The organism is Vibrio sp. AK197 (assembly GCF_053903115.1).
Map to the genome: position 1 here is coordinate 569,908 of NZ_CP096430.1, position 20,160 is coordinate 590,067.

Genomic DNA, 20,160 nt, shown 5'->3' on the forward strand with positions numbered 1-20,160 from the left:
TTATGAAGTTGAAAATTTTCACTACAATGCTGACTAGTTTTTTCCTAGTTTTGGGGTGCTCAAATAGCAATCCTAAAAGGGATAAATTTGATACAACACTTTATGATGGCAGGCCCATAGATACGTTATCTACTGATGTTCCGCCTTTGAGTGAAAAAGAGGCGATTACTCGTGGTGATATCGCCTTAACGAATAACAACCTTGATTTGGCTCTTTATGAATATATTCGCTCGCTCTCGTTTGAAGAGGCCCGTTTTCAGGATAAGACTTTATACAATATAGGTCGAATTCATCAGTCTAGAAACAATAATTTATTGGCTGAAAAAGCGTATTTAATGGCAGTAAAAAGTAACCCAAACCATATTCCTTCTTTGACTAAGTTAGGTGTTGAATATAGCAAGTCGGGAAGTATCGAACTTGGAGAAAGTTACTTACTCAGAGCGGTTAATGCTGATCAGGCCCGACTAAGTAGCCAGTTGAGAGTAAATAAAGACAAAAAAGTAGACAACAAGTTGATACAAGCTTTATTAGTCGATAATCAATCCCCAGAAGAAGCTCTGATGGCTCTAGGAGTGTTAGCGGATGTAAGAGAGCATCACGACCATGCTCAGGCTTGGTACAGTAAAGCGCTTATGGTGGATGGCAGCTCTGCTAAGACGTTAATGAATTTAGGATACTCTTATTATATGTCGGGTGATTACACCACTGCGCAGCGTTTTACTCTGGCTTCACTAGAAAAGCAGCCTGATAATGACAAGGCATTAAATAACCTTGCTCTGATATATCTTGCCAAAGGAGAGGTGCGTAGGGGATTAAGCGTTTTCCAGCAAAAAATGGAAACGCCGGAGGCATTAAATAACGTTGGATATATTCTTATGATCCAAGGCAAGCCAGATAAAGCAATACCTTATTTACAGCAGGCCATCAATATGAAGCCAAATTATTATAAAGTGGCGAATGAAAACCTTGAACGAGCCTTAGCTTTGGTCAAAGAAGAAAAGGGTGAAAATTAAAGGGAAAAAGAGAGCTTATCGCTCTCTTTTTGTTAAATAACTAAGTATTGAACGACACCGCTAATAACAAAAAAGGCGACTAATGCCAAAATGGGCAGCTTCAATACTTTCAGTAAAAACCATCCAATGAGTATTAAAGCCATATCAATAGGAGAGAGGACTGAGCTGGAGAATATTGGCTGATAGAGCGCAGCGATAAGCAGTCCAACGACGGCTGCGTTTACACCGCTGAGAGCTCCGGCTACAGCTGGATATTCAGAAAGCGTCGACCATTTTTTTAGCACTACAAGCAGCAGAAGAAATCCAGGTAAAAATACGGCAACCGTTGCCACGACAGCACCGAGTAACGGGGCTTCATTAGAAAGCTGATAGCCTAAAAAGGTTGCTAAGCTAAACATTGGCCCTGGGACTGCTTGGGCTGCAGCGTACCCGGTAATAAACATATCCGATTGTAGTTGGTCACCCACAATGTTTTGTAGTAGCGGAACGACCACATGCCCCCCTCCAAACACTAAACTACCCGCTTGAAAAAAAGCATTGAAGATAGGAATAGTCGATGAGGTGGAGGTGAAAAGGGGTGGAACAATAAGCAGTCCAATAAATAGAATCAGAGGCCAATAGTTTGGAGTAAAGCGCTGATGAGGTTTTGCGTGATGCTTGTCTCGGGTCAGGAATCCGATCAAAGCCGTCGCGGCGAGTAATACCATTTGGGTCAGCATTGAAGGAAAAATAAGAATGGCCACCGCTGTAGTAATACACAATGTCACTTTGGTTGTGGTGGTACAAAAGCTTCGATACATACCCCATATCGCATCAGCAACCACTACCACAGCAAGCAGTTTTAGCCCGTGAATAATACAGTCAAACAAGGGGGTATCGATAAACTGATGACTGATAATCGCAAGCAGTAGCATCAGTAGAACAGAGGGTAGTGTAAAGCCTAAAAATGCGCTTATGGCGCCAGAAAGCCCAGCTTTGTGATAGCCAATGGCAAAACCAACTTGGCTTGATCCTGGCCCAGGAAGAAATTGACTTAACGCGACCAGCTGTGCGTACTCATCATCAGAGAGCCATTGCTTCTGCTCGACAAATGTTCGTCGAAAGTAGCCGATATGCGCCGCAGGCCCACCAAAGCTAACCCATCCAAGTGCAAAAAATATTTTAAATATTGAGAGCATATACATCGTTCGATAAGAAGTTTGAACCTAAGTTAGACAGAGTTTGCGATAACTGCAAACGGAGTGTTTTACTAATTGTTACTTGGACTATTTCATAGATTTGTTACAGCTGAAATATTGCGACGATTATATCGCTTAACGTATTAGGAAGGCTTTATTGGAAGGGATTAGTCGAATATTTGAAGCGTCCAATATTCCGTCAATGTCTTCATCCGTACATACTCTGTTACTAAAGTTTAGTTGGATGAAGACAACGCTGCTTGGCGTGTTATTAACTTTTGAATGCTGTCACTATTTGAGTTGTTGCAACAACGCATCCACTTGGCTTTGGTGAATTTCATTAACACCAGCAAAATTGCCATATTTTGGGGAGTGGCGATCATTTTCTCGTGGAAAGTGCCAGCCAATGGTTTGCTCTACAAACTGTTTGGCAAACGCGTCAGAGATCTCGAGGCATCCTGCTAAGACAGTATCAACGTAAGTTTGCATGATAGGGACGAGATTGCATGGCGGCTCAGGTGTCTCTTTCACATAGACCCAAATATCATCGCTTTCATTTAAAGCAAATTCACATTCGATATCGTTAGGAGAAACCCGCAATCGATGGTAGCCACGCTCCCTTGTATCAAAATCACTTAACGCCGCTTGTTCAATCGCAAGTAACACACCATTAACTTGCCCATCGCCTTGGGTCACAATAAGCGGAGATAAAACGTAGGAGTCATCAATTTTGCTCCAATAGCGAACAAGGCCTTTGACATTGGCTGGAATAGCAGGAGAAGTTTGCCCAGTGAGTTGGCGTGATGCAGAGTTCATGAGGCTTCCATAGCCAAAGATATAAGTCGTCATTCCGTGCTCCTTACTTTTTACTCAAAGTAATCGTTTTTGTAATAAAAAGAAAGAGCATGTGGGGGATTTGGTTATAAAAAAAAGCCTCGCATTGGCGAGGCTTTGTGCGGGATATAAAGTATTAGTTATTGCTGTGCAATTCGCTATTGAGTTCCACTGCTGTCTTGTTGGCAAGGCATTCAATCTGTCCAGTGACTGAGTTGCGACGGAATAGAAGGTCAGACACACCGGCGAGGTCGCGAGCTTTAACGATTTCTACTTCGTTGCCATCAGAATCTAACATTCGTACTTTCGTGCCTGCCGTTACGTACAAACCTGATTCAACAGTACAACGATCACCAAGAGGGAAACCTAAACCAGCGTTTGCGCCAAGTAGTGAGTTTTCACCAATTGAGATCACGACTTTACCACCGCCAGAAAGCGTACCCATGATTGATGCGCCGCCACCGATATCTGAACCGTTACCAACCAGTACACCTGCTGAGATACGGCCTTCAACCATGCTAACGCCAGTTGTGCCAGCATTGAAGTTGATGAACCCTTCATGCATAACGGTCGTGCCTTCACCGACGTGAGCACCAAGACGTACACGTGACGTATCAGCGATACGTACACCCGTTGGTACTACGTAGTCGACCATTTTAGGGAATTTATCGACGCAATCTACGCTTAGCGCACGGCCAGCTAGACGTGCTTCAATTTGACGCTCCGCAAGTTCAGGCAAATCGATAGGGCCTTCATTTGTCCAAGCGATGTTGTGCAGTAAGCCAAAGATACCATCAAGTACGATGGTGTGTGGTTTAGCTAAGCGGTTAGAAATCAACTGCAGTTTTAAGAAACCTTCCGCAACACTTTGTGGCTGTTCATCCGTTGCAAGAATAACAACGACTAAAGGCTGAGCTGATTGTGCCGCTTTGTTCGCAAATGATGCATTTTGGGTATCGCCATTTGCTTCAAATGCCGTGGCGAGTTCAGCACTTTGAGCGGCGGAGATTTCAATTGCTTGGTTACCTTGTTCGTAACCTGAAATAGCTGCGACAGCTTTTACCAATTCATCACTTGGGTTAAGAAGCGGGTTTGGAAAAAATGCTTCAATGATTTTTCCGTCGCGGTTTTTTGTTGCGCTACCAAAGGCTAAAGAAAAGTAAGCCATAGTCTATCTCCATCTAAAATGTTCAATGACCGCAAAGTGCAGTTAATGTGTTGGTTGAGAGTCATCATAATGACACAGTCTTAGCGAGAAAAGAGCAAATCAGGATAAAGTCCGTAAGACGATACCGTTTGTCTTTTTAAAGATATATTTTTCTATTAAGAAAAGGTTTGAGTCACTGGTGATAAAAAAGCCCAAGACCTAAGTCTTGGGCTTTGTGACTTCACTTTCACTGATTGGCGCTGCGTTTATTACGCTATTACTTTAATTCATTAACCAACCATTGCCTGTTGAGCGAGGCTGAAAGTCGATTATTTTTTCGCTAGGTCTGAAGAGTGTTCAGATAGGAATGCTGCAACACCGTCTGGAGATGCTTGCATACCTGCTTTACCTTCTTCCCATTGCGCTGGACAAACTTCACCGTGTTTTTGGTGGAAGTTTAGAGCGTCAACCATGCGTAGCATCTCGTCGATGTTACGACCAAGAGGACCATCGTTGATCACTTGGTGACGAACAACACCGTCTTCGTCGATTAGGAAAGAACCACGTAGTGCAATGCCAGGGCCGTTTGGATCAACCACGTCGTACGCTTTTACGATATCGTGAGTAGTATCTGCAACCAGTGGGTATTTCACTTGACCGATACCGCCGTTTTCAACAGCAGTGTTACGCCATGCGTTGTGAGAGAAAACAGAGTCAATTGATACGCCGATAACTTCCGCGCCTTTCGCTTGGAAATCTTCTAGACGTTGATCGAATGCAATGATTTCTGATGGGCAAACGAATGTGAAGTCTAGTGGGTAGAAGAATACAACTGCTTTCTTACCTTTAGTAAACTCTTTCAGATTGAAGTTATCTACGATTTCACCGTTACCAAGAACAGCTCCAGAGGTAAAATCAGGGGCTTGACGACCTACTAGTACCATTTTTTATTGCTCCTAAATCAATAATAAATTCCCGAGCTCAAAATCCTATATGGAGAGCTCAGTTCGTGTTGTACGGGACAAACTATAGTACAGACTGTAGTATAGAAAAAAGCGAAATAAATAGATTAAGCTAATCGAAAAAAGCGATAAAAGAACTAAGTATAAAGACGCATCAATTTAATGCTCAGAAAGAACAAATATTATGAATAAATGGCCAAGTTTGAAGCAGTTACATTATCTTGTGACCCTGTATGAAACGCGACATTTTAGTGAAGCAGCCAGTCGTTGTTACGTCAGTCAATCAACCCTAAGTAAGGGGATTCAAAATCTCGAAGCGCTGATTGGTTGCCCCTTGTATGAAAAATTAGACAAAAAAAGCCCGTTGGTTTTCACTCATGCTGGCGAACTTGTGGTCCAGCAAGGGCGAGAGCTACTTGCCAAAGGGCAAGACATCGTTGAGCTTGGTCGAGTTTGCCAAGAAAGTCATATGAGCGGTCAATTGAAAGTCGGCTGTATTCCGACCATTGCTCCCTTTTTGTTGGGGGATATGGTTCAAGAAGTGAATATGCGTTTTCCTAAACTTCACCTCCTGTTACGAGAAGATACGACCACCAATCTTCTCGACGCGCTTAAGCATGGTGAGCTAGATGTCTTGATCTTGGCTTTGCCTGTCGATATCGAGGGAATGCAGAGTCAAATTGTTGGGAGAGATCCATTTAGGATGATCATCAGCCGTGATCAAGCCAATCATATCCGTGTACCCATTAAATATGATGACTTACCTGATGAATCTGTTTTTTTGTTGGAAAGAGAGCATTGTTTAACCGATCACGCAGTTTCTGCATGCGAACTCACGGGGAAAGAAAAGATCAATCCATTTACCGCAACCAGCCTACACACTCTGGTGCAAATGGTGGCCAATGGTTTGGGAACCACGTTTATTCCGCAAATGGCGATCGATCATGGTTTGCTCGACAATCAAAACTTGGTAGTGGTGGATCCGCCAGGGCATAAGGCTTATCGAAATATTGGTCTCGTTTGGCGCCCAAGTTCATCAAAAATCAGTACGTTTGAACGGCTTTCAGAGCTTGTTGCCGAGCTATTGTGAATTTTATAAGTAATGGCGCTAGCTTTTTATGCTGGTTACTGTTTTATTTTATTGTATTTATGGTTTTTTATTCTGTTGGTGTTTTTTGACTTGTAAAATTTTACACAAAAAATTCGAGTGAAGGTTTCATTAAATTATGAAACTTCACACTGTCAATTTTACAATAGGGAACCAAAGCCTGCGTATTTTGCGTAGGCTTTTTGGGTTTTAAGCCCCGTCATATATCGACGGAATGTTCATTCCTCTGTGAATCACAGTTCAATCACTCTATTTTACTTATCCAATTTTACTGTAATTTTATTACGTAAATCATTACATCTTTGGGGTGAGCGTTATCCATTCACCACTGACCGAATAAAACTTTGAATTTTCTGTTTTTAAGTCTTGCCCATTTCATGATTTGGCTTGTTGTTATAAGTTAATTAAACACTTTTTGAACATTTTGGTCGTTGTCGAGAAGAGTGAAGAACAACCAATAATTTATATGTTTTGGTCTGGTCGGCATTATGTTTTTAGCGAGATAAGTAGTTTTATAGTTACAAATGTAATTGTCGGTGATGAGCCTAATCAAAATAACGTGATCAAGGATGAGACTATGCTTGCCCCTTTAAAAGAAACCGTCACCCCATTGTATGAAACACCACCAATGAACGCGCTGAATAAACTGAAAATCAATGCGCCGATCTCTTCACAGCAACAAGGGATTTTTTCTACTGAGGCGCAAACTTTCTTGGCGCATTTGTGTGAGCGGTTTATCCCTAGCCTTGAAGCATTGATGGCCGAACGTGACGTTTTTCAGCAGAGAATAGACCGTGGACAACTGCCTCATTTTCTTGAACATACGCGTGAAATACGCGAAGGAAGTTGGAAAATCCAAAGTATTCCTCACGACCTGCAAGACCGACGCGTCGAAATTACGGGTCCAACCGACCGAAAAATGGTGATTAATGCACTGAATGCGAACGTTAAAGTCTTTATGGCGGACTTTGAAGATTCGATGTCGCCAGGCTGGACCCAAGTGTTAGATGGGCAGATTAATTTACGTGATGCGATCAATGGCACTATCGAATACACCAATCCTCAATCCGGGAAGCGCTATCAACTCCGTTCTGATCCTGCGGTGCTCATTTGCCGAGTCAGGGGCCTGCATCTAAAAGAAAAGCATGTCACCTTTGAGGGCTATGAGATTCCTGGCTCACTGTTTGATTTTGCGCTGTATTTTATTAACAACTATGATGCGCTGCTTAAAAAAGGCTCTGGGCCTTATTTTTATCTGCCAAAACTCCAGTCCCATCGAGAAGCACAATGGTGGAGTGACGTTTTCCACTTAACCGAGGAATATTTTGGTTTAGATGTTGGCACAATTAAAGCCACAGTATTGATAGAAACGCTCCCTGCAGTATTTGAAATGGATGAAATTCTGTTTGCTCTCAAAGAGCATATTGTTGGCTTAAATTGTGGACGTTGGGATTATATTTTTAGCTATATCAAAACGTTAAAAAATCATCCTGATCGTGTGTTGCCCGATCGACAAGTGGTGACCATGGAGAAACCTTTTCTCAGCGCTTATTCCCGATTGTTAATCAAAACGTGTCATCGCCGTGGTGCTTTTGCCATGGGAGGCATGGCTGCGTTTATTCCTGCCAAAGACCCACAACAAAACCAGCAAGTGCTCGACAAAATACATCATGACAAATTACTTGAAGCCACCAATGGACATGATGGCACCTGGGTTGCTCATCCTGCCTTAGCCGATACCGCTAAGGCAGTGTTTGATGAAGTCCTTGGTGACCGAAAAAATCAGTTGGATGTGATGCGAGAAGAGGATTCACCCATTGAGTCGAGCCAGCTGCTGGAAGCGTGCGACGGTGAAAGGACCGAAGCTGGTATGAGGCACAACATCCGTGTTGCTTTGCAATATATTGAGGCGTGGATTTCGGGTAATGGCTGTGTGCCTATCTATGGATTGATGGAAGATGCTGCGACTGCAGAGATCTCAAGAGCCTCTATTTGGCAATGGATTCAACACCAAAAGACGCTGGATAACGGTGAAGTGGTGACTAAATCACTGTTTGAACGCTATCTACAGCAGGAAATTGAAGTCGTGAAGCAGGAGCTTGGAGGGGAACGTTTTGATCAAGGCCGATTTGACCAAGCGGCTGCACTGATGAGCCAACTGACGACCAGTGACGACTTATGCGACTTTTTAACACTACCTGGTTACGACTATTTGGAGTAACTAACCCGTCCCACCCAACAACCAATAACGTGAACTATTTAAGGCTGATAGGGAAGTACAGCCTCATAAGAATCGACCGCGCTTGCGCGAATCTATAAGAGGGAAAGACCATGACATTAACTCGCCGCCAACAAATTGAAGCTTTAGAGAAAGACTGGGCCACTAATCCACGCTGGAAACAGGTTAAACGACCATACAGTGCAGAAGAAGTTGTTGCACTACGTGGTTCGGTCATTCCTGCCAACACCCTTGCTCAGCGAGGGGCAGATAAGCTTTGGTCCTTGGTTAACGGCCAAGCAACAAAAGGGTATGTAAACTGCCTCGGTGCACTCACTGGCGGGCAGGCCGTCCAGCAAGCTAAGGCTGGCATCGAAGCGATTTATTTATCAGGTTGGCAAGTGGCAGCGGATAACAATACCGCATCAACCATGTATCCAGATCAATCATTGTACCCTGTTGATTCTGTCCCTTCAGTGGTAAAGCGTATTAATAATGCCTTTCGCCGCGCTGACCAAATTCAATGGTCTTCAGGCGTAACGCCACAAGATGAAAACGGTGTTGATTATTTTTTACCGATTGTTGCCGACGCTGAAGCGGGATTTGGGGGTGTACTGAATGCCTATGAGTTAATGAAATCGATGATTGAGGCCGGTGCGTCTGGGGTTCACTTTGAAGACCAACTCGCATCGGTGAAAAAGTGTGGCCATATGGGAGGAAAAGTATTGGTTCCTACCCAAGAGGCGGTACAAAAGTTGGTGGCGGCGCGCTTAGCGGCAGATGTCGCGGGCACGACCACATTAGTGATTGCGCGCACTGATGCGAATGCAGCGGACCTATTAACATCGGATTGCGATCCGTATGACAAAGATTTTATTGTCGGAGAGCGCACTAGCGAAGGATTCTATCGTGTGCGTGCTGGTATTGACCAAGCGATTGCTCGTGGCTTGGCGTATGCACCTTATGCTGACCTCGTATGGTGTGAAACAGCGAAACCTTGTTTGGAAGAAGCGCGTAAATTCGCAGAGGCGATTCATGCACAGTATCCAGATCAGTTGTTGGCTTATAACTGTTCCCCATCTTTTAATTGGGAGAAAAACCTTGATGCCGACACCATTGCTAAATTCCAGCAGGAATTGTCTGACATGGGGTATAAATATCAATTCATTACCTTGGCCGGTATTCACAATATGTGGTTCAACATGTTTGATCTTGCACATGCTTATGCTCAAGGGGAAGGAATGCGCCATTATGTAGAGAAAGTGCAGCGTCCTGAGTTTGAGGCGGCGGAGCAAGGGTATACCTTTGTGGCGCATCAGCAAGAAGTGGGAACCGGTTATTTTGATAAGATGACCAACACCATTCAGGGAGGGCAATCATCAGTGACGGCATTAACAGGGTCAACAGAAGAGGACCAGTTTTAAATCAACATTTACTTAGCCCCCGAGTACGGGGGCTTGGTTTATTCCGGCCGATCACTGTGCCTATGGTTGAGTTTATCTTGATATAACACTTCATCTGCGCGGACTATCGCTTCTTGAATATTTTCATAGCCACTTTTCATGACAATCCCCGCGCTAATTGTCACTCTAATATCGTCTTTTTTGGTAATTGGTTGAGTGGCGATTTGATATCTTAGCTCTTCCGTTAAATTACTGGCTTTCTGTAAATCACAGCCAGGCAATACCGCGATAAATTCGTCACCTCCACAACGAATCAGGTAATCGGTTTTGCGAAATGTCAGCTTCATTTTTTCAGCAATGAGCTTGATCGCTTTGTCTCCAGTCGCGTGCCCATAGGTATCGTTGATTTTTTTGATACGATTACCATCGATGGCAATAATACTTGCACCTTCTGATGCTACGCGAGTGATGAAGTCGTGATCTCTAAAAATCTTACGATTATAAAGATCGGTGAGTTCGTCATGGCTAGAGGTTTTTTCAGCAGCATAAAACTTACTTTTGTGAAACTTTGATTCATCCCATTTCCAAAGTATGATAGAAAAGAGAATGATAAAGACCAATAGTAACCACGAGTTTTTAATAAGTAGGCTGCTTAATGATATTTTATAGATAAACTTAGTCTTATTATCAATAAACCGTTCAATCGAATAAAAATAATTTTCAAACTTCCACTTTTCCGTTTCTATAATATTGTATTTATAGTGATTATCTCGATACGTAAAAAACCGATGTTTATCTGCAAATGACTCGGGAAGGGTAATGTCGACAACAAAATCTCCTAAAATGTTTTCTGAATTAAAAGCGTAAACAGGAGAGGATATTGATATGATTCGCTTGTTTGTTAAGAAGTCTCTATAAACAGGCGAAACGATAACACGGTCTTCTAATTGGTCATTCTTCGCATAAATTGAGCAAGTTTCATGTGCATCACAACGTTCGTGGTTAAATAAAGACTCGGAAATAGGAAAGTCTTTGACTTCTTGGTTTAATAAATAACTTTTACCTTCATAAGAACGGTAATACATAAAGGTATAACTCGATGAAAAAAGCCTCGGCGTATAATGTTGAGCAAGTTGCATCAGTTCGACAATGATGTCTTCTTGAGCGGTTAACTCCTCATTATAAAGTGATTTCTTATAGATCTTTCTATTGCTAGGGTTATTTCTCTTTGCAAAGACAGGTTTTGATGTCTCTGACTCGCTGAGTAAAGCCAGAGACACAATCTTTTGCTTATAGATTTCAATAGTACTTATGATCTCATTATACTTTGATGTTTCTTGTTTTAAGATATTTTTTATAAATAGGTATGAAAGCGATGAGTATAAAATAATCGCGATTAATATTCCTTTTACAATGGATGTGATGATCGTTTTCATCGTATATCCTTAATATGAAATTTCTTGTATTTTCTCAAGCGGCATTGGCTTTCCAGTAAAGTAGCCTTGGCAGATATCAACGCCATAGTCTTTGAGTAGGTTCCAAGTGACTTCATCTTCTACACCTTCAGCCACAAGCTTTACATTAAGCTCTTTGGATAACATGCAAATCGACTTAACGATTGATTTACTCGTCTCATCGTTAAAGCAGTCACTAATAAAACTACGATCTATTTTTATTTCAGTAACCGGGATTTTAGATAATTGAAAATATGAGGTTTTACCGATGCCAAAATCATCGATAGAGATACCAAAGTTATTTAGCCTTAATCGAGAGATATTAGTTACTAAGTCAACAGAATCACTGTAAATACCATGTTCAGACAATTCCAATGTTAACTTGGAATGTTCTACATTATAAAATTTACAAATTTTTATTAATTTATCGGTGAAGTCTGGATCTTCTAAATCAATTTGAGTTAAGTTCACGGAAACATTGTATGGGATTAACCCAAGGCTAATGTCACGCAGTATTTGGTCAAGTACAACATCAAAGAGCTCTTTTTCTAAATGATGAGCTTCAATCATAGGAATAAAAATATTCGGATAAATAAGACCATGCTCAGGGTGATTCCAGCGAGCAAGTGCCTCGACACCAATGATTTCTCTATTATCAAAACTCACTTGAGGTTGGTAGTAAGTAGAGATTTGTCTATTTTCTAGACCAAACAAAAGATCTTTAATCGTGAGTGAAGGAAGAAGTGTATCACTGTCTATTTTTTTCTGATTTTTAGCTCGCATATCGAAAATAATGTCTTCTATTTGCTGTTGGCTAATCGGTTTTTTTACCACGTAATCGGTTTTTATATGGAGTAGTTTGCATAAATGATTGGCCACCGAAACAATATCACTTTTCGCACTGCTCATAATCGCAATTTGCCCTTGGTAATCTAAACGGGATAAGTTGTTTATAAATTCAATGCCGTCCATATTCGGCATAATGAGATCGCTCAGAACAAGGTCAATATGATTGTTCTTTATAATATCTAAAGCCTGTGTTGCTTGGTGACAACAGTAAATGTCAGTGACGTTGTTTTTTTTAAGTATTAGGCTGACCATATTTAGAGTGATTGGCTGGTCATCTAAAATAAGCACAGTAAGTGCAGTCATAAAATTCTCGTTATTAAAATTTTGAACGTTGTAATCCACGATGAGTGATATAGAGAAGAGGCCTTAATTATTCAGGCGTCTTCTCTGATTTATTTTTAATTGGTGTTTTTGGCAACGTCTAAGTTAAAGAAACTCGTCATATCAGACAGTGATGTAGCCATTTTGGCGAGCTCTTCTGACGCCTGATTGCTGTCATTGATCATGTTCACGGTTTGGTCGACGTTATCTCGCACACTGGTAATGCTTTCGCTGATCATTTCTGCCGTTGCGCTTTGTTCTTCGGTGGCAGCTGCAATTTGGGTGTTGAGGTTGTTGGTTTCCGTTACACTGTGAGTAATGACCTCAAAGGAGGATTTGGCGGATTCGGCTTGTTCGACGGTTTGCTGCAAAATCAGTTGGCTGGCATCAATGGATTCCACCACTTGCGCGGTATTGTGTTGAAGCGTTGCGATTTGACCTTCGATCTGCTCAACGGCCTTTTGTGTTTGCTGTGCTAACTGACGCACTTCATCAGCAACAACCGCAAAGCCACGTCCTTGCTCACCAGCTCGCGCGGCTTCAATTGCGGCGTTAAGTGCTAATAAGTTGGTTTGTTCTGCAATCTTTTGAATCACACTCATAACATTGCCCACTTCCTCTGTTCCGGATTTTAGGGTCGAGATTTCGGCGCTCAGATCGCCCATTTGTGATGCCAATGAGCTGACTTTCGTCATTGCATTGTGCATGACATGATTTCCGTTGTCGGCTTGAGAAGTCGCGGCCTCGGCTTCACGTGATGCGTTGTTTGCACCTTGTGCGACCTCACTAATGGCCGCAGACATCTCGTTCATTGCTGTCGCAACTTGATCCGTCTCTTGTTGCTGATTGAGCGCGCCACGCAATACCTCACCATTAATTGAGGAAAGCTCTTCAGAAGCAGACGCTAGCAGATCACTGCATTGAGTGATCTCTTGAATGGTCTCAAAAAACTTTTTCTCCATTTGTTCCAGTGATACCTGCATCGCGGCAACTTCATCATTGCCCTCTACGCGAAGTGCGGTTTGCACAAAGTGGCCACGTGCCATATTTTCGATCTTGGCTTTTGCCTGAGAAATCGGCTTGGTCAGGCTTTTGGTGATCAAGTGGCACAAAACCAAAATCATCGGCATGGAGATAAGCCAAGCCAAGATCACCGTCGTAAGCGCTTTATCGGCCACGGACTCGACATGGTTGGCTAGGGTTGCTTGAGTATGAAAGGCATCGGATTTAATTTGTTGCAACTGGTCACTAATTGAGCGGCCAAGTTTTGCTAGCTCGATATTCCAAATCTTGTTGCGTTGGATGATGGTGTTATGAATCTGTTCCGTGATTGATTCCAGCGTTTCTAAGTCATGTTCAAATTGTTGTTTAAGACGAGTTTGCACACTGTTGCGGCGGTCAGAGGGTAAAGGCGTGGCGTTGAGCGTAGCGATTTGCGCATTAAACGTCGTGAAGTTGACCTCACTATTATCCAGCAGGTAATTGGTGAGTTGCTGGATAGCTTGGTTAAAGTGCATTTCTGTCGCAATGACCTTACTGATCTGAACGCTATCTGATGCCTCTGCGCTGTTTTTTAAATCGATCAACGTTTGTTTCATGGCCTCGGTTAATCTGAGCTGCTGATTCACCAGTTGATCACGTTGCGTCATGAGGTTTTCAACTTGCGTCAGATTATCACTGTAGGCGTTGGTATCTTGCTCCACTTGGGTAAAGACACGTTTGAGGTTTTGCTCGCTGGTCTCGAGGATCAATTGTGCAAGTTGCTCGTGTGTTTGTGCTAACTGGTGCTGAGCTGCTTGATAATCTTGCTCAGAGTGCGTGGCGCGAAAGGTCAGAGCAAGAGTTCGAGTCATCAGTAAGCTTTCTTGAACATCGGTTGCCGTTAATGCATTGCGGTTAATCTGACGAAATTGATCAAAACCACTTTGGATTGAGCGAATACCCATCCATGAAATCGCTACGATCAGTAAGGTGACTAACGTAGTGACCCCCAAAATTAGATAGAGCTTATACGAAACTTTCGAAATTTTATTTAGCATCGTGACAAAATATCTCGGTGATGAAATTTATGACCGAATATTATCCTGCTAGCGCGGGTTCACCAAAATGATCTTAAGTCTAAAGTATTTTAAGTTATTGAAATTTAATGGTTTTTGTTGTGAGATAAAACTGGTCGGATTAGCGTGATTTCTGATGGCAAGATCAGGCATACCTGACAGCCGCTGACGGTATTTCTGCCAGATAAAGAGGAAGGCTGCTACAGTGGTGGCAGCCTTGGGGTTAGAAATCGGAAATATTTTCTTCAGGTTCCACTTCTTCCTGTAATTCCAACAAATTAATCGCAATAGCGACAAAGTCACTGTCAGTAATGATACCGACTAACTCACCATGCTCGACGACGGGTAAGCAGCCAATTTTGTGCTTTTGCATATACAGCGCACTCTCTTTTAACCCCGCACGTGGCGTGACGGTCATGATTTTTGAACGCATTACATCACCAAGGGGCGTACTTAGTGTGTACTCTTGATTATTTGGCACCTTATGCAGGCTAGATTCTTGAGCGGCAAGAACGTCACGATGGGTGACGATGCCGAGCAGTTTTTTATCGGCATCAATAATCGGAATGTGGCGAATATCGAGCTTATTCATACTTGCTTTGGCATCTTCAAGGGTGTTTGACCGCAAGAGCGTGTGTGGATGACGGGTCATCATGTCTTCAATTTTGATCATGGCAGACTCCTGTGCTTCTTTATGTTTTTATTTATTCTTAATATAGCTTCGCACACCGAGCAAAGTTGGGACTTAGTTCGTTTTTACGGGCAATGATATGGATAAACCCGCCTTGATTGAGGTGGGTCAATTTTCCTTTCGCTTACAATAAATCTGTGGCCGATTCTTGCTATTGTATGCGGCGTGCCTATACTAGTCGGCTGCGAAAAGCATCGCGAAACCACGGCCCTTCATGTGAAGAAAAGCCAATCCGTTGTAACCAAACAAGATGAATACCATGCAAGTATCCGATTTTCATTTTGATCTCCCTGATGAGCTCATAGCCCGCTACCCGCAACCAGAAAGAACTGCGAGTCGATTATTACAGCTTGATGGCAACACCGGGTCGCTCACGGATGGCACCTTCAAAGACGTATTGAATCAAGTTCAGCCGGGTGACTTAATGGTATTTAACAACACGCGAGTGATCCCAGCGCGTTTGTTTGGTCGTAAAGCTTCAGGCGGAAAATTGGAAGTGCTGGTCGAGCGTATGCTTGATGAGCATTCGATTTTGGCGCACGTTCGATGTTCAAAGTCACCTAAACCAGGCTCGATGATTCTGCTTGGCGAAAATGATGAATATGAAGCGCAAATGGTGGCTCGTCACGATGCGCTATTTGAACTGCGATTTACCAGTGATAAAGCAGTATTAGATATTCTCAATGAAGTTGGTCACATGCCGCTTCCGCCTTATATCGACCGTCCTGATGAAGATGCAGATAAAGAGCGCTATCAAACGGTATACAACCAAAAACCAGGTGCTGTCGCCGCCCCGACTGCCGGATTGCATTTTGATGATGCCTTACTTGAACAAATCAAAGCCAAAGGTGTCGAATTTGCTTACGTGACGCTACACGTGGGTGCGGGCACTTTCCAACCGGTACGCGTTGAGAACATTAACGACCATCACATGCATGCTGAATATGTTGAAGTCTCACAAGAGGTGGTGGACGCTATTCACGCGACGAAAGCACGCGGTGGGCGCATTATCGCGGTGGGGACGACATCCGTGCGTTCCTTAGAAAGTGCGGCGCAACATGCGAAGCAACAAGGGGCCGATTTACAACCCTTTTTTGACGATACCGAAATCTTTATTTACCCCGGTTATGAATACCAATTGGTTGATTGTTTAATTACCAATTTTCATTTGCCAGAATCAACTTTGATTATGTTGGTTAGTGCATTTGCTGGCTATGATCACACCATGGCGGCTTATCATCATGCCGTGGAGCAACAATATCGCTTCTTTAGTTATGGTGATGCGATGTTTATTAATAAGCAGACAACAGCTGCTTAGTCAGCGTTATCGCGTAGAGATATCGAGTGCTAGCAGTAGGCTAGAAAAAGGACACTCCTTTTTTCGCATGGAATTGGCGACCGCTCTTCATGGGCTCACTACCCACTAAATAGACTGTCAGACTGTTTCTCTGACACGGAGGCTTCGTGAAGTTACAATTTACATTAAATAAAAAAGACGGCAATGCACGTCGCGGCCAGTTAAAGTTTGAACGCGGCACAGTGCAAACGCCAGCGTTTATGCCTGTTGGTACTTACGGTACGGTGAAAGGCATGACACCAGAAGAAGTCAAAGGCACAGGTGCTGAAATTCTTTTGGGAAATACCTTCCACCTTTGGTTGCGTCCTGGTCAAGAAGTGATGAAAATGCACGGCGACTTGCATGATTTTATGAATTGGCAAGGTCCTATTTTGACGGACTCAGGCGGTTTCCAAGTTTTTAGTCTCGGTGATATTCGTAAGATCACTGAAGAAGGTGTGCATTTCCGTAATCCAGTCAATGGTGACAAAATCTTTATGGATGCCGAGAAATCGATGGAAATCCAAAAAGATTTAGGCTCTGACATCGTGATGATTTTTGATGAGTGTACGCCGTACCCAGCCACTCATGATGAAGCAAAAAAATCGATGGAGATGTCTTTGCGCTGGGCACAACGCTCACGTGATCATTTCGACAAATTGGAAAACCCAAATAACTTGTTCGGAATTGTTCAAGGTGGCGTATACGAAGACTTACGTGATATTTCGGTAAAAGGCCTAACTGAAATAGACTTTGACGGTTACGCAGTCGGCGGACTGGCTGTCGGTGAACCAAAAGAAGACATGCACCGCATTCTTGAACATACTTGTCCTCAGCTTCCTGAAGATAAGCCGCGTTACCTTATGGGCGTGGGCAAACCAGAAGATCTCGTTGAAGGGGTGCGCCGTGGTATTGACATGTTTGATTGTGTGATGCCAACCCGTAATGCGCGTAATGGTCATCTGTTTGTGACAGGGGGTGTGATCAAGATCCGTAATGCGACACATAAAACCGATACTTCACCTTTGGATCCGCACTGTGACTGTTACACTTGCCAGAATTATTCGAAGTCGTATCTTCATCATTTGGATCGTTGTAATGAAATTCTTGGCGCGCGCTTGAATACCATCCATAACCTGCGTTACTACCAACGCGTGATGGAAGGCATTCGTCAAGCGATTGATGAAGACCGTTTCGATGAATTTGTGACTGAATTTTATGCTCGTCGTGGCCGTGAAGTGCCACCTCTTGGCAAATAATTAATCGATAGCACGTTATTTTTGAGAGTTCGATCTCTAATCGATACACTGACGATTGAAAGCAACGTGCTTCTCCCCAACTTGTTGGATTATCAATAAATAATAGAGGATGTTTTAATGTTTATTTCTCAAGCTCATGCAGCGGCTGAGGGTGCTGCACCTGGTGGTGGTTTTGAAATGTTGATCATGTTGGCGATGTTCGCTGTGATCTTCTACTTCATGATTTACCGTCCTCAAGCAAAACGCGTTAAAGAGCATAAAAACCTAATGGCTTCCATGGCTAAAGGTGATGAAGTGCTCACTACGGGTGGCTTAGTGGGTAAAATCACTAAAATTGCAGAAGACAATGACTACCTAAGCATTGAGCTAAACCCAAATAACGAAATCGTCGTTAAGAAAGATTTTGTTACTGCCGTGCTGCCTAAAGGTACACTTAAATCTCTATAAAACAGCTAGAGGATCCTCGCTGTGCTAAACCGTTATCCATTGTGGAAGTATTTGATGGTGGTGTTTGCCATCGCCATTGCTGCACTTTATGCACTTCCAAATCTATACGGTGAAGATCCGGCTATTCAAGTTACAGGGGCGCGTGGCGCCTCTGTAGATATGTCAACGCTGGATGCTGTCACCCAAGCTCTTGATGAAAAGAGCCTTTCTCATAAATCCATTGCTCTCGAAAATGGATCGATTCTTGTCCGCTTTAACGATACAGACACTCAAATCAGTGCGCGTGACGTCATCAGTGAAGCACTGGGCCAAGATACAATTGTTGCTTTAAATTTAGCGCCTTCTACTCCTAACTGGCTTGAATCTGTCGGCGCCGCGCCGATGAAGCTGGGTCTTGACCTTCGTGGTGGTGTGCATTTCTTGATGGAAGTGGACATGGATGCTGCGATGGAAAAATTGGTTAGCCAGCAAGAAGAAGCGTTTCGTTCTGAATTGCGTGATGAACGTATTCGCTATCGTGCCATTCGTCCGTCTGGCTCTGATGCGGTTGAAATTGTGCTTCGCAATCGTGAACAAATGGAGCAAGCCAAAGACATTCTGGTCGATAAACATCGCGATATGACGTTTGTTGAATCCAGCGCTGGTGGACGTGCGGCGTTAGTCGCCAACTTTACTGAAGAGCGTTTGCAAGAAATTCGTAACTACGCCGTTGAGCAAAATATTACGATTTTACGTAACCGTGTTAACGAGCTTGGTGTTGCTGAGCCATTGGTTCAGCGTCAAGGTGCGAGCCGTATTGTGGTTGAGCTGCCTGGTGTTCAAGACACGGCGCGCGCGAAAGAAATTTTGGGTGCGACCGCAACGCTTGAGTTCCGCGAAGTCGATTCTAAAGCGGATCTGTCTGCGGCCGCCAGTGGCCGAGCGCCAGCCGGTAGTGAAATCAAGCAAGATCGCGATGGGCGCCCTGTTGTGCTGAAAAAACGCGTGATTCTTGGTGGTTCAAGCATTACCGATGCCAGCTCCAGTACCGATGAATATGGTCGCCCACAAGTGAACATCTCGCTCGATAGCGAAGGTGGTAGCAAGATGTCAGCGTTCTCTAAAAAGAACATTGGCAAGCTTATGGCAACCGTATTTGCTGAGTACAAAGACAGTGGTAAGCGCACCAAAGAAGGTAAAGTCATTCTTACCAAGCATGAAGAAGTGATCAACCAAGCCACGATTCAATCGGCGCTGGGACGCAACTTCCGCATCACGGGGATCGATTCTGTTGCTGAAGCGCATAACTTAGCCTTGCTGCTACGCGCGGGTGCATTGATTGCGCCTATCTCGATTGTTGAAGAGCGTACTATTGGTCCTTCAATGGGTCAGCAAAACATTGATATGGGTATTCAAGCGTGTGTTTGGGGCATGGTCGCAGTTATGCTGTTTACGCTGCTGTACTACCGTAAATTTGGTTTGATTGCCAATATGGCACTGGTCGCGAACTTAGTGTTGATTATTGGTGTGATGTCGATGATTCCCGGCGCGACGATGACGCTACCAGGTATTGCCGGTATTGTTTTGACCGTCGGTATGGCGGTGGATGCTAACGTACTGATCTTTGAGCGGATTCGTGAAGAGCTTCGTGATGGGCGCAATCCACAACAAGCGATTCATCAAGGTTATGCGAACGCCTTTAGTACCATTGCGGATGCCAACATCACCACATTAATCACGGCAATCATTCTATTTGCTGTGGGCACTGGCGCGATTAAAGGCTTCGCCGTGACTCTGTCTATCGGTATTCTTACTTCCATGTTTACCGCTATTATCGGCACCCGTTGTGTGGTGAACTTGATGTATGGCGGTAAGCGCGTCGATAAACTGTCGATCTAAGGCTA

General features: G+C 43.5%; 16 protein-coding genes. 8 read left to right on the top strand and 8 right to left on the bottom strand.

Features of this window, described 5'->3' with window-relative positions:
- Positions 1-2 precede the first annotated feature (2 nt).
- On the top strand, positions 3-1,013 hold the full coding sequence (locus tag M1D72_RS09785; protein WP_456296755.1) for a tetratricopeptide repeat protein: 1,011 nt from the start codon (positions 3-5) through the stop codon (positions 1,011-1,013).
- Positions 1,014-1,045: 32 nt separating this feature from the next.
- Here M1D72_RS09785 and chrA read toward each other — a convergent pair whose 3' ends face one another.
- From chrA to M1D72_RS09805, 4 genes are all read right to left on the bottom strand, one after another.
- Positions 1,046-2,191, bottom strand: a complete 1,146-nt coding sequence (gene chrA, locus M1D72_RS09790) for a chromate efflux transporter (RefSeq protein ID WP_456296756.1) — start codon at positions 2,189-2,191, stop codon at positions 1,046-1,048.
- 291 nt (positions 2,192-2,482) lie between these two features.
- On the bottom strand, positions 2,483-3,040 hold the full coding sequence (locus tag M1D72_RS09795; protein ID WP_456296757.1) for a gamma-glutamylcyclotransferase family protein: 558 nt from the start codon (positions 3,038-3,040) through the stop codon (positions 2,483-2,485).
- A gap of 121 nt (positions 3,041-3,161) precedes the next feature.
- On the bottom strand, positions 3,162-4,193 hold the full coding sequence (gene dapD, locus M1D72_RS09800) for a 2,3,4,5-tetrahydropyridine-2,6-dicarboxylate N-succinyltransferase (RefSeq protein WP_456296758.1): 1,032 nt from the start codon (positions 4,191-4,193) through the stop codon (positions 3,162-3,164).
- A gap of 308 nt (positions 4,194-4,501) precedes the next feature.
- A complete protein-coding gene (locus tag M1D72_RS09805; protein ID WP_390191434.1) occupies positions 4,502-5,116 on the bottom strand; it encodes a peroxiredoxin in 615 nt (204 codons plus the stop codon).
- A gap of 202 nt (positions 5,117-5,318) precedes the next feature.
- Here M1D72_RS09805 and M1D72_RS09810 point away from each other — a divergent pair, with 202 nt between their 5' ends.
- The 3 genes from M1D72_RS09810 to aceA all read left to right on the top strand — a co-directional run bounded on the left by M1D72_RS09810 (position 5,319) and on the right by aceA (position 9,884).
- Entirely contained in the window at positions 5,319-6,224 is a 906-nt protein-coding gene (locus M1D72_RS09810) for a hydrogen peroxide-inducible genes activator (RefSeq protein ID WP_456296759.1), read from the top strand.
- A gap of 646 nt (positions 6,225-6,870) precedes the next feature.
- Positions 6,871-8,463, top strand: a complete 1,593-nt coding sequence (gene aceB, locus M1D72_RS09815) for a malate synthase A (RefSeq protein WP_456297375.1) — start codon at positions 6,871-6,873, stop codon at positions 8,461-8,463.
- A gap of 110 nt (positions 8,464-8,573) precedes the next feature.
- Positions 8,574-9,884: an isocitrate lyase gene (aceA, locus tag M1D72_RS09820; protein ID WP_456296760.1), complete on the top strand. Its 1,311-nt coding sequence runs from the start codon at positions 8,574-8,576 to the stop codon at positions 9,882-9,884.
- A 38-nt stretch (positions 9,885-9,922) separates the two neighbouring features.
- Here aceA and M1D72_RS09825 read toward each other — a convergent pair whose 3' ends face one another.
- The 4 genes from M1D72_RS09825 to M1D72_RS09840 all read right to left on the bottom strand — a co-directional run bounded on the left by M1D72_RS09825 (position 9,923) and on the right by M1D72_RS09840 (position 15,217).
- Positions 9,923-11,299 (bottom strand): diguanylate cyclase domain-containing protein, encoded by a 1,377-nt coding sequence (locus M1D72_RS09825; RefSeq protein ID WP_456296761.1) that lies wholly within the window; start codon positions 11,297-11,299, stop codon positions 9,923-9,925.
- Positions 11,300-11,308: 9 nt separating this feature from the next.
- A complete protein-coding gene (locus tag M1D72_RS09830; RefSeq protein WP_456296762.1) occupies positions 11,309-12,469 on the bottom strand; it encodes an EAL domain-containing response regulator in 1,161 nt (386 codons plus the stop codon).
- Between the two features lie 95 nt (positions 12,470-12,564).
- Positions 12,565-14,526: a methyl-accepting chemotaxis protein gene (locus tag M1D72_RS09835; RefSeq protein ID WP_456296763.1), complete on the bottom strand. Its 1,962-nt coding sequence runs from the start codon at positions 14,524-14,526 to the stop codon at positions 12,565-12,567.
- A gap of 241 nt (positions 14,527-14,767) precedes the next feature.
- The gene (locus tag M1D72_RS09840; RefSeq protein WP_390191416.1) at positions 14,768-15,217 is read right to left on the bottom strand and encodes a CBS domain-containing protein; all 450 of its coding nucleotides are present in this window, start codon (positions 15,215-15,217) and stop codon (positions 14,768-14,770) included.
- Positions 15,218-15,494: 277 nt separating this feature from the next.
- On the opposite strand from M1D72_RS09840, the gene queA reads away from it, so the two are divergent.
- The 4 genes from queA (at position 15,495) to secD (ending at position 20,155) form a co-directional block, all read left to right on the top strand.
- Complete coding sequence (queA, locus tag M1D72_RS09845; protein WP_456296764.1) at positions 15,495-16,553, top strand: tRNA preQ1(34) S-adenosylmethionine ribosyltransferase-isomerase QueA; 1,059 nt, start codon at positions 15,495-15,497, stop codon at positions 16,551-16,553.
- Positions 16,554-16,699: 146 nt separating this feature from the next.
- A complete protein-coding gene (gene tgt / locus M1D72_RS09850) occupies positions 16,700-17,830 on the top strand; it encodes a tRNA guanosine(34) transglycosylase Tgt (RefSeq protein ID WP_390191410.1) in 1,131 nt (376 codons plus the stop codon).
- A 117-nt stretch (positions 17,831-17,947) separates the two neighbouring features.
- Complete coding sequence (gene yajC, locus M1D72_RS09855) at positions 17,948-18,277, top strand: preprotein translocase subunit YajC (RefSeq protein ID WP_390191407.1); 330 nt, start codon at positions 17,948-17,950, stop codon at positions 18,275-18,277.
- Positions 18,278-18,298: 21 nt separating this feature from the next.
- A complete protein-coding gene (secD, locus tag M1D72_RS09860) occupies positions 18,299-20,155 on the top strand; it encodes a protein translocase subunit SecD (RefSeq protein ID WP_390191406.1) in 1,857 nt (618 codons plus the stop codon).
- Positions 20,156-20,160: the final 5 nt, after the last annotated feature.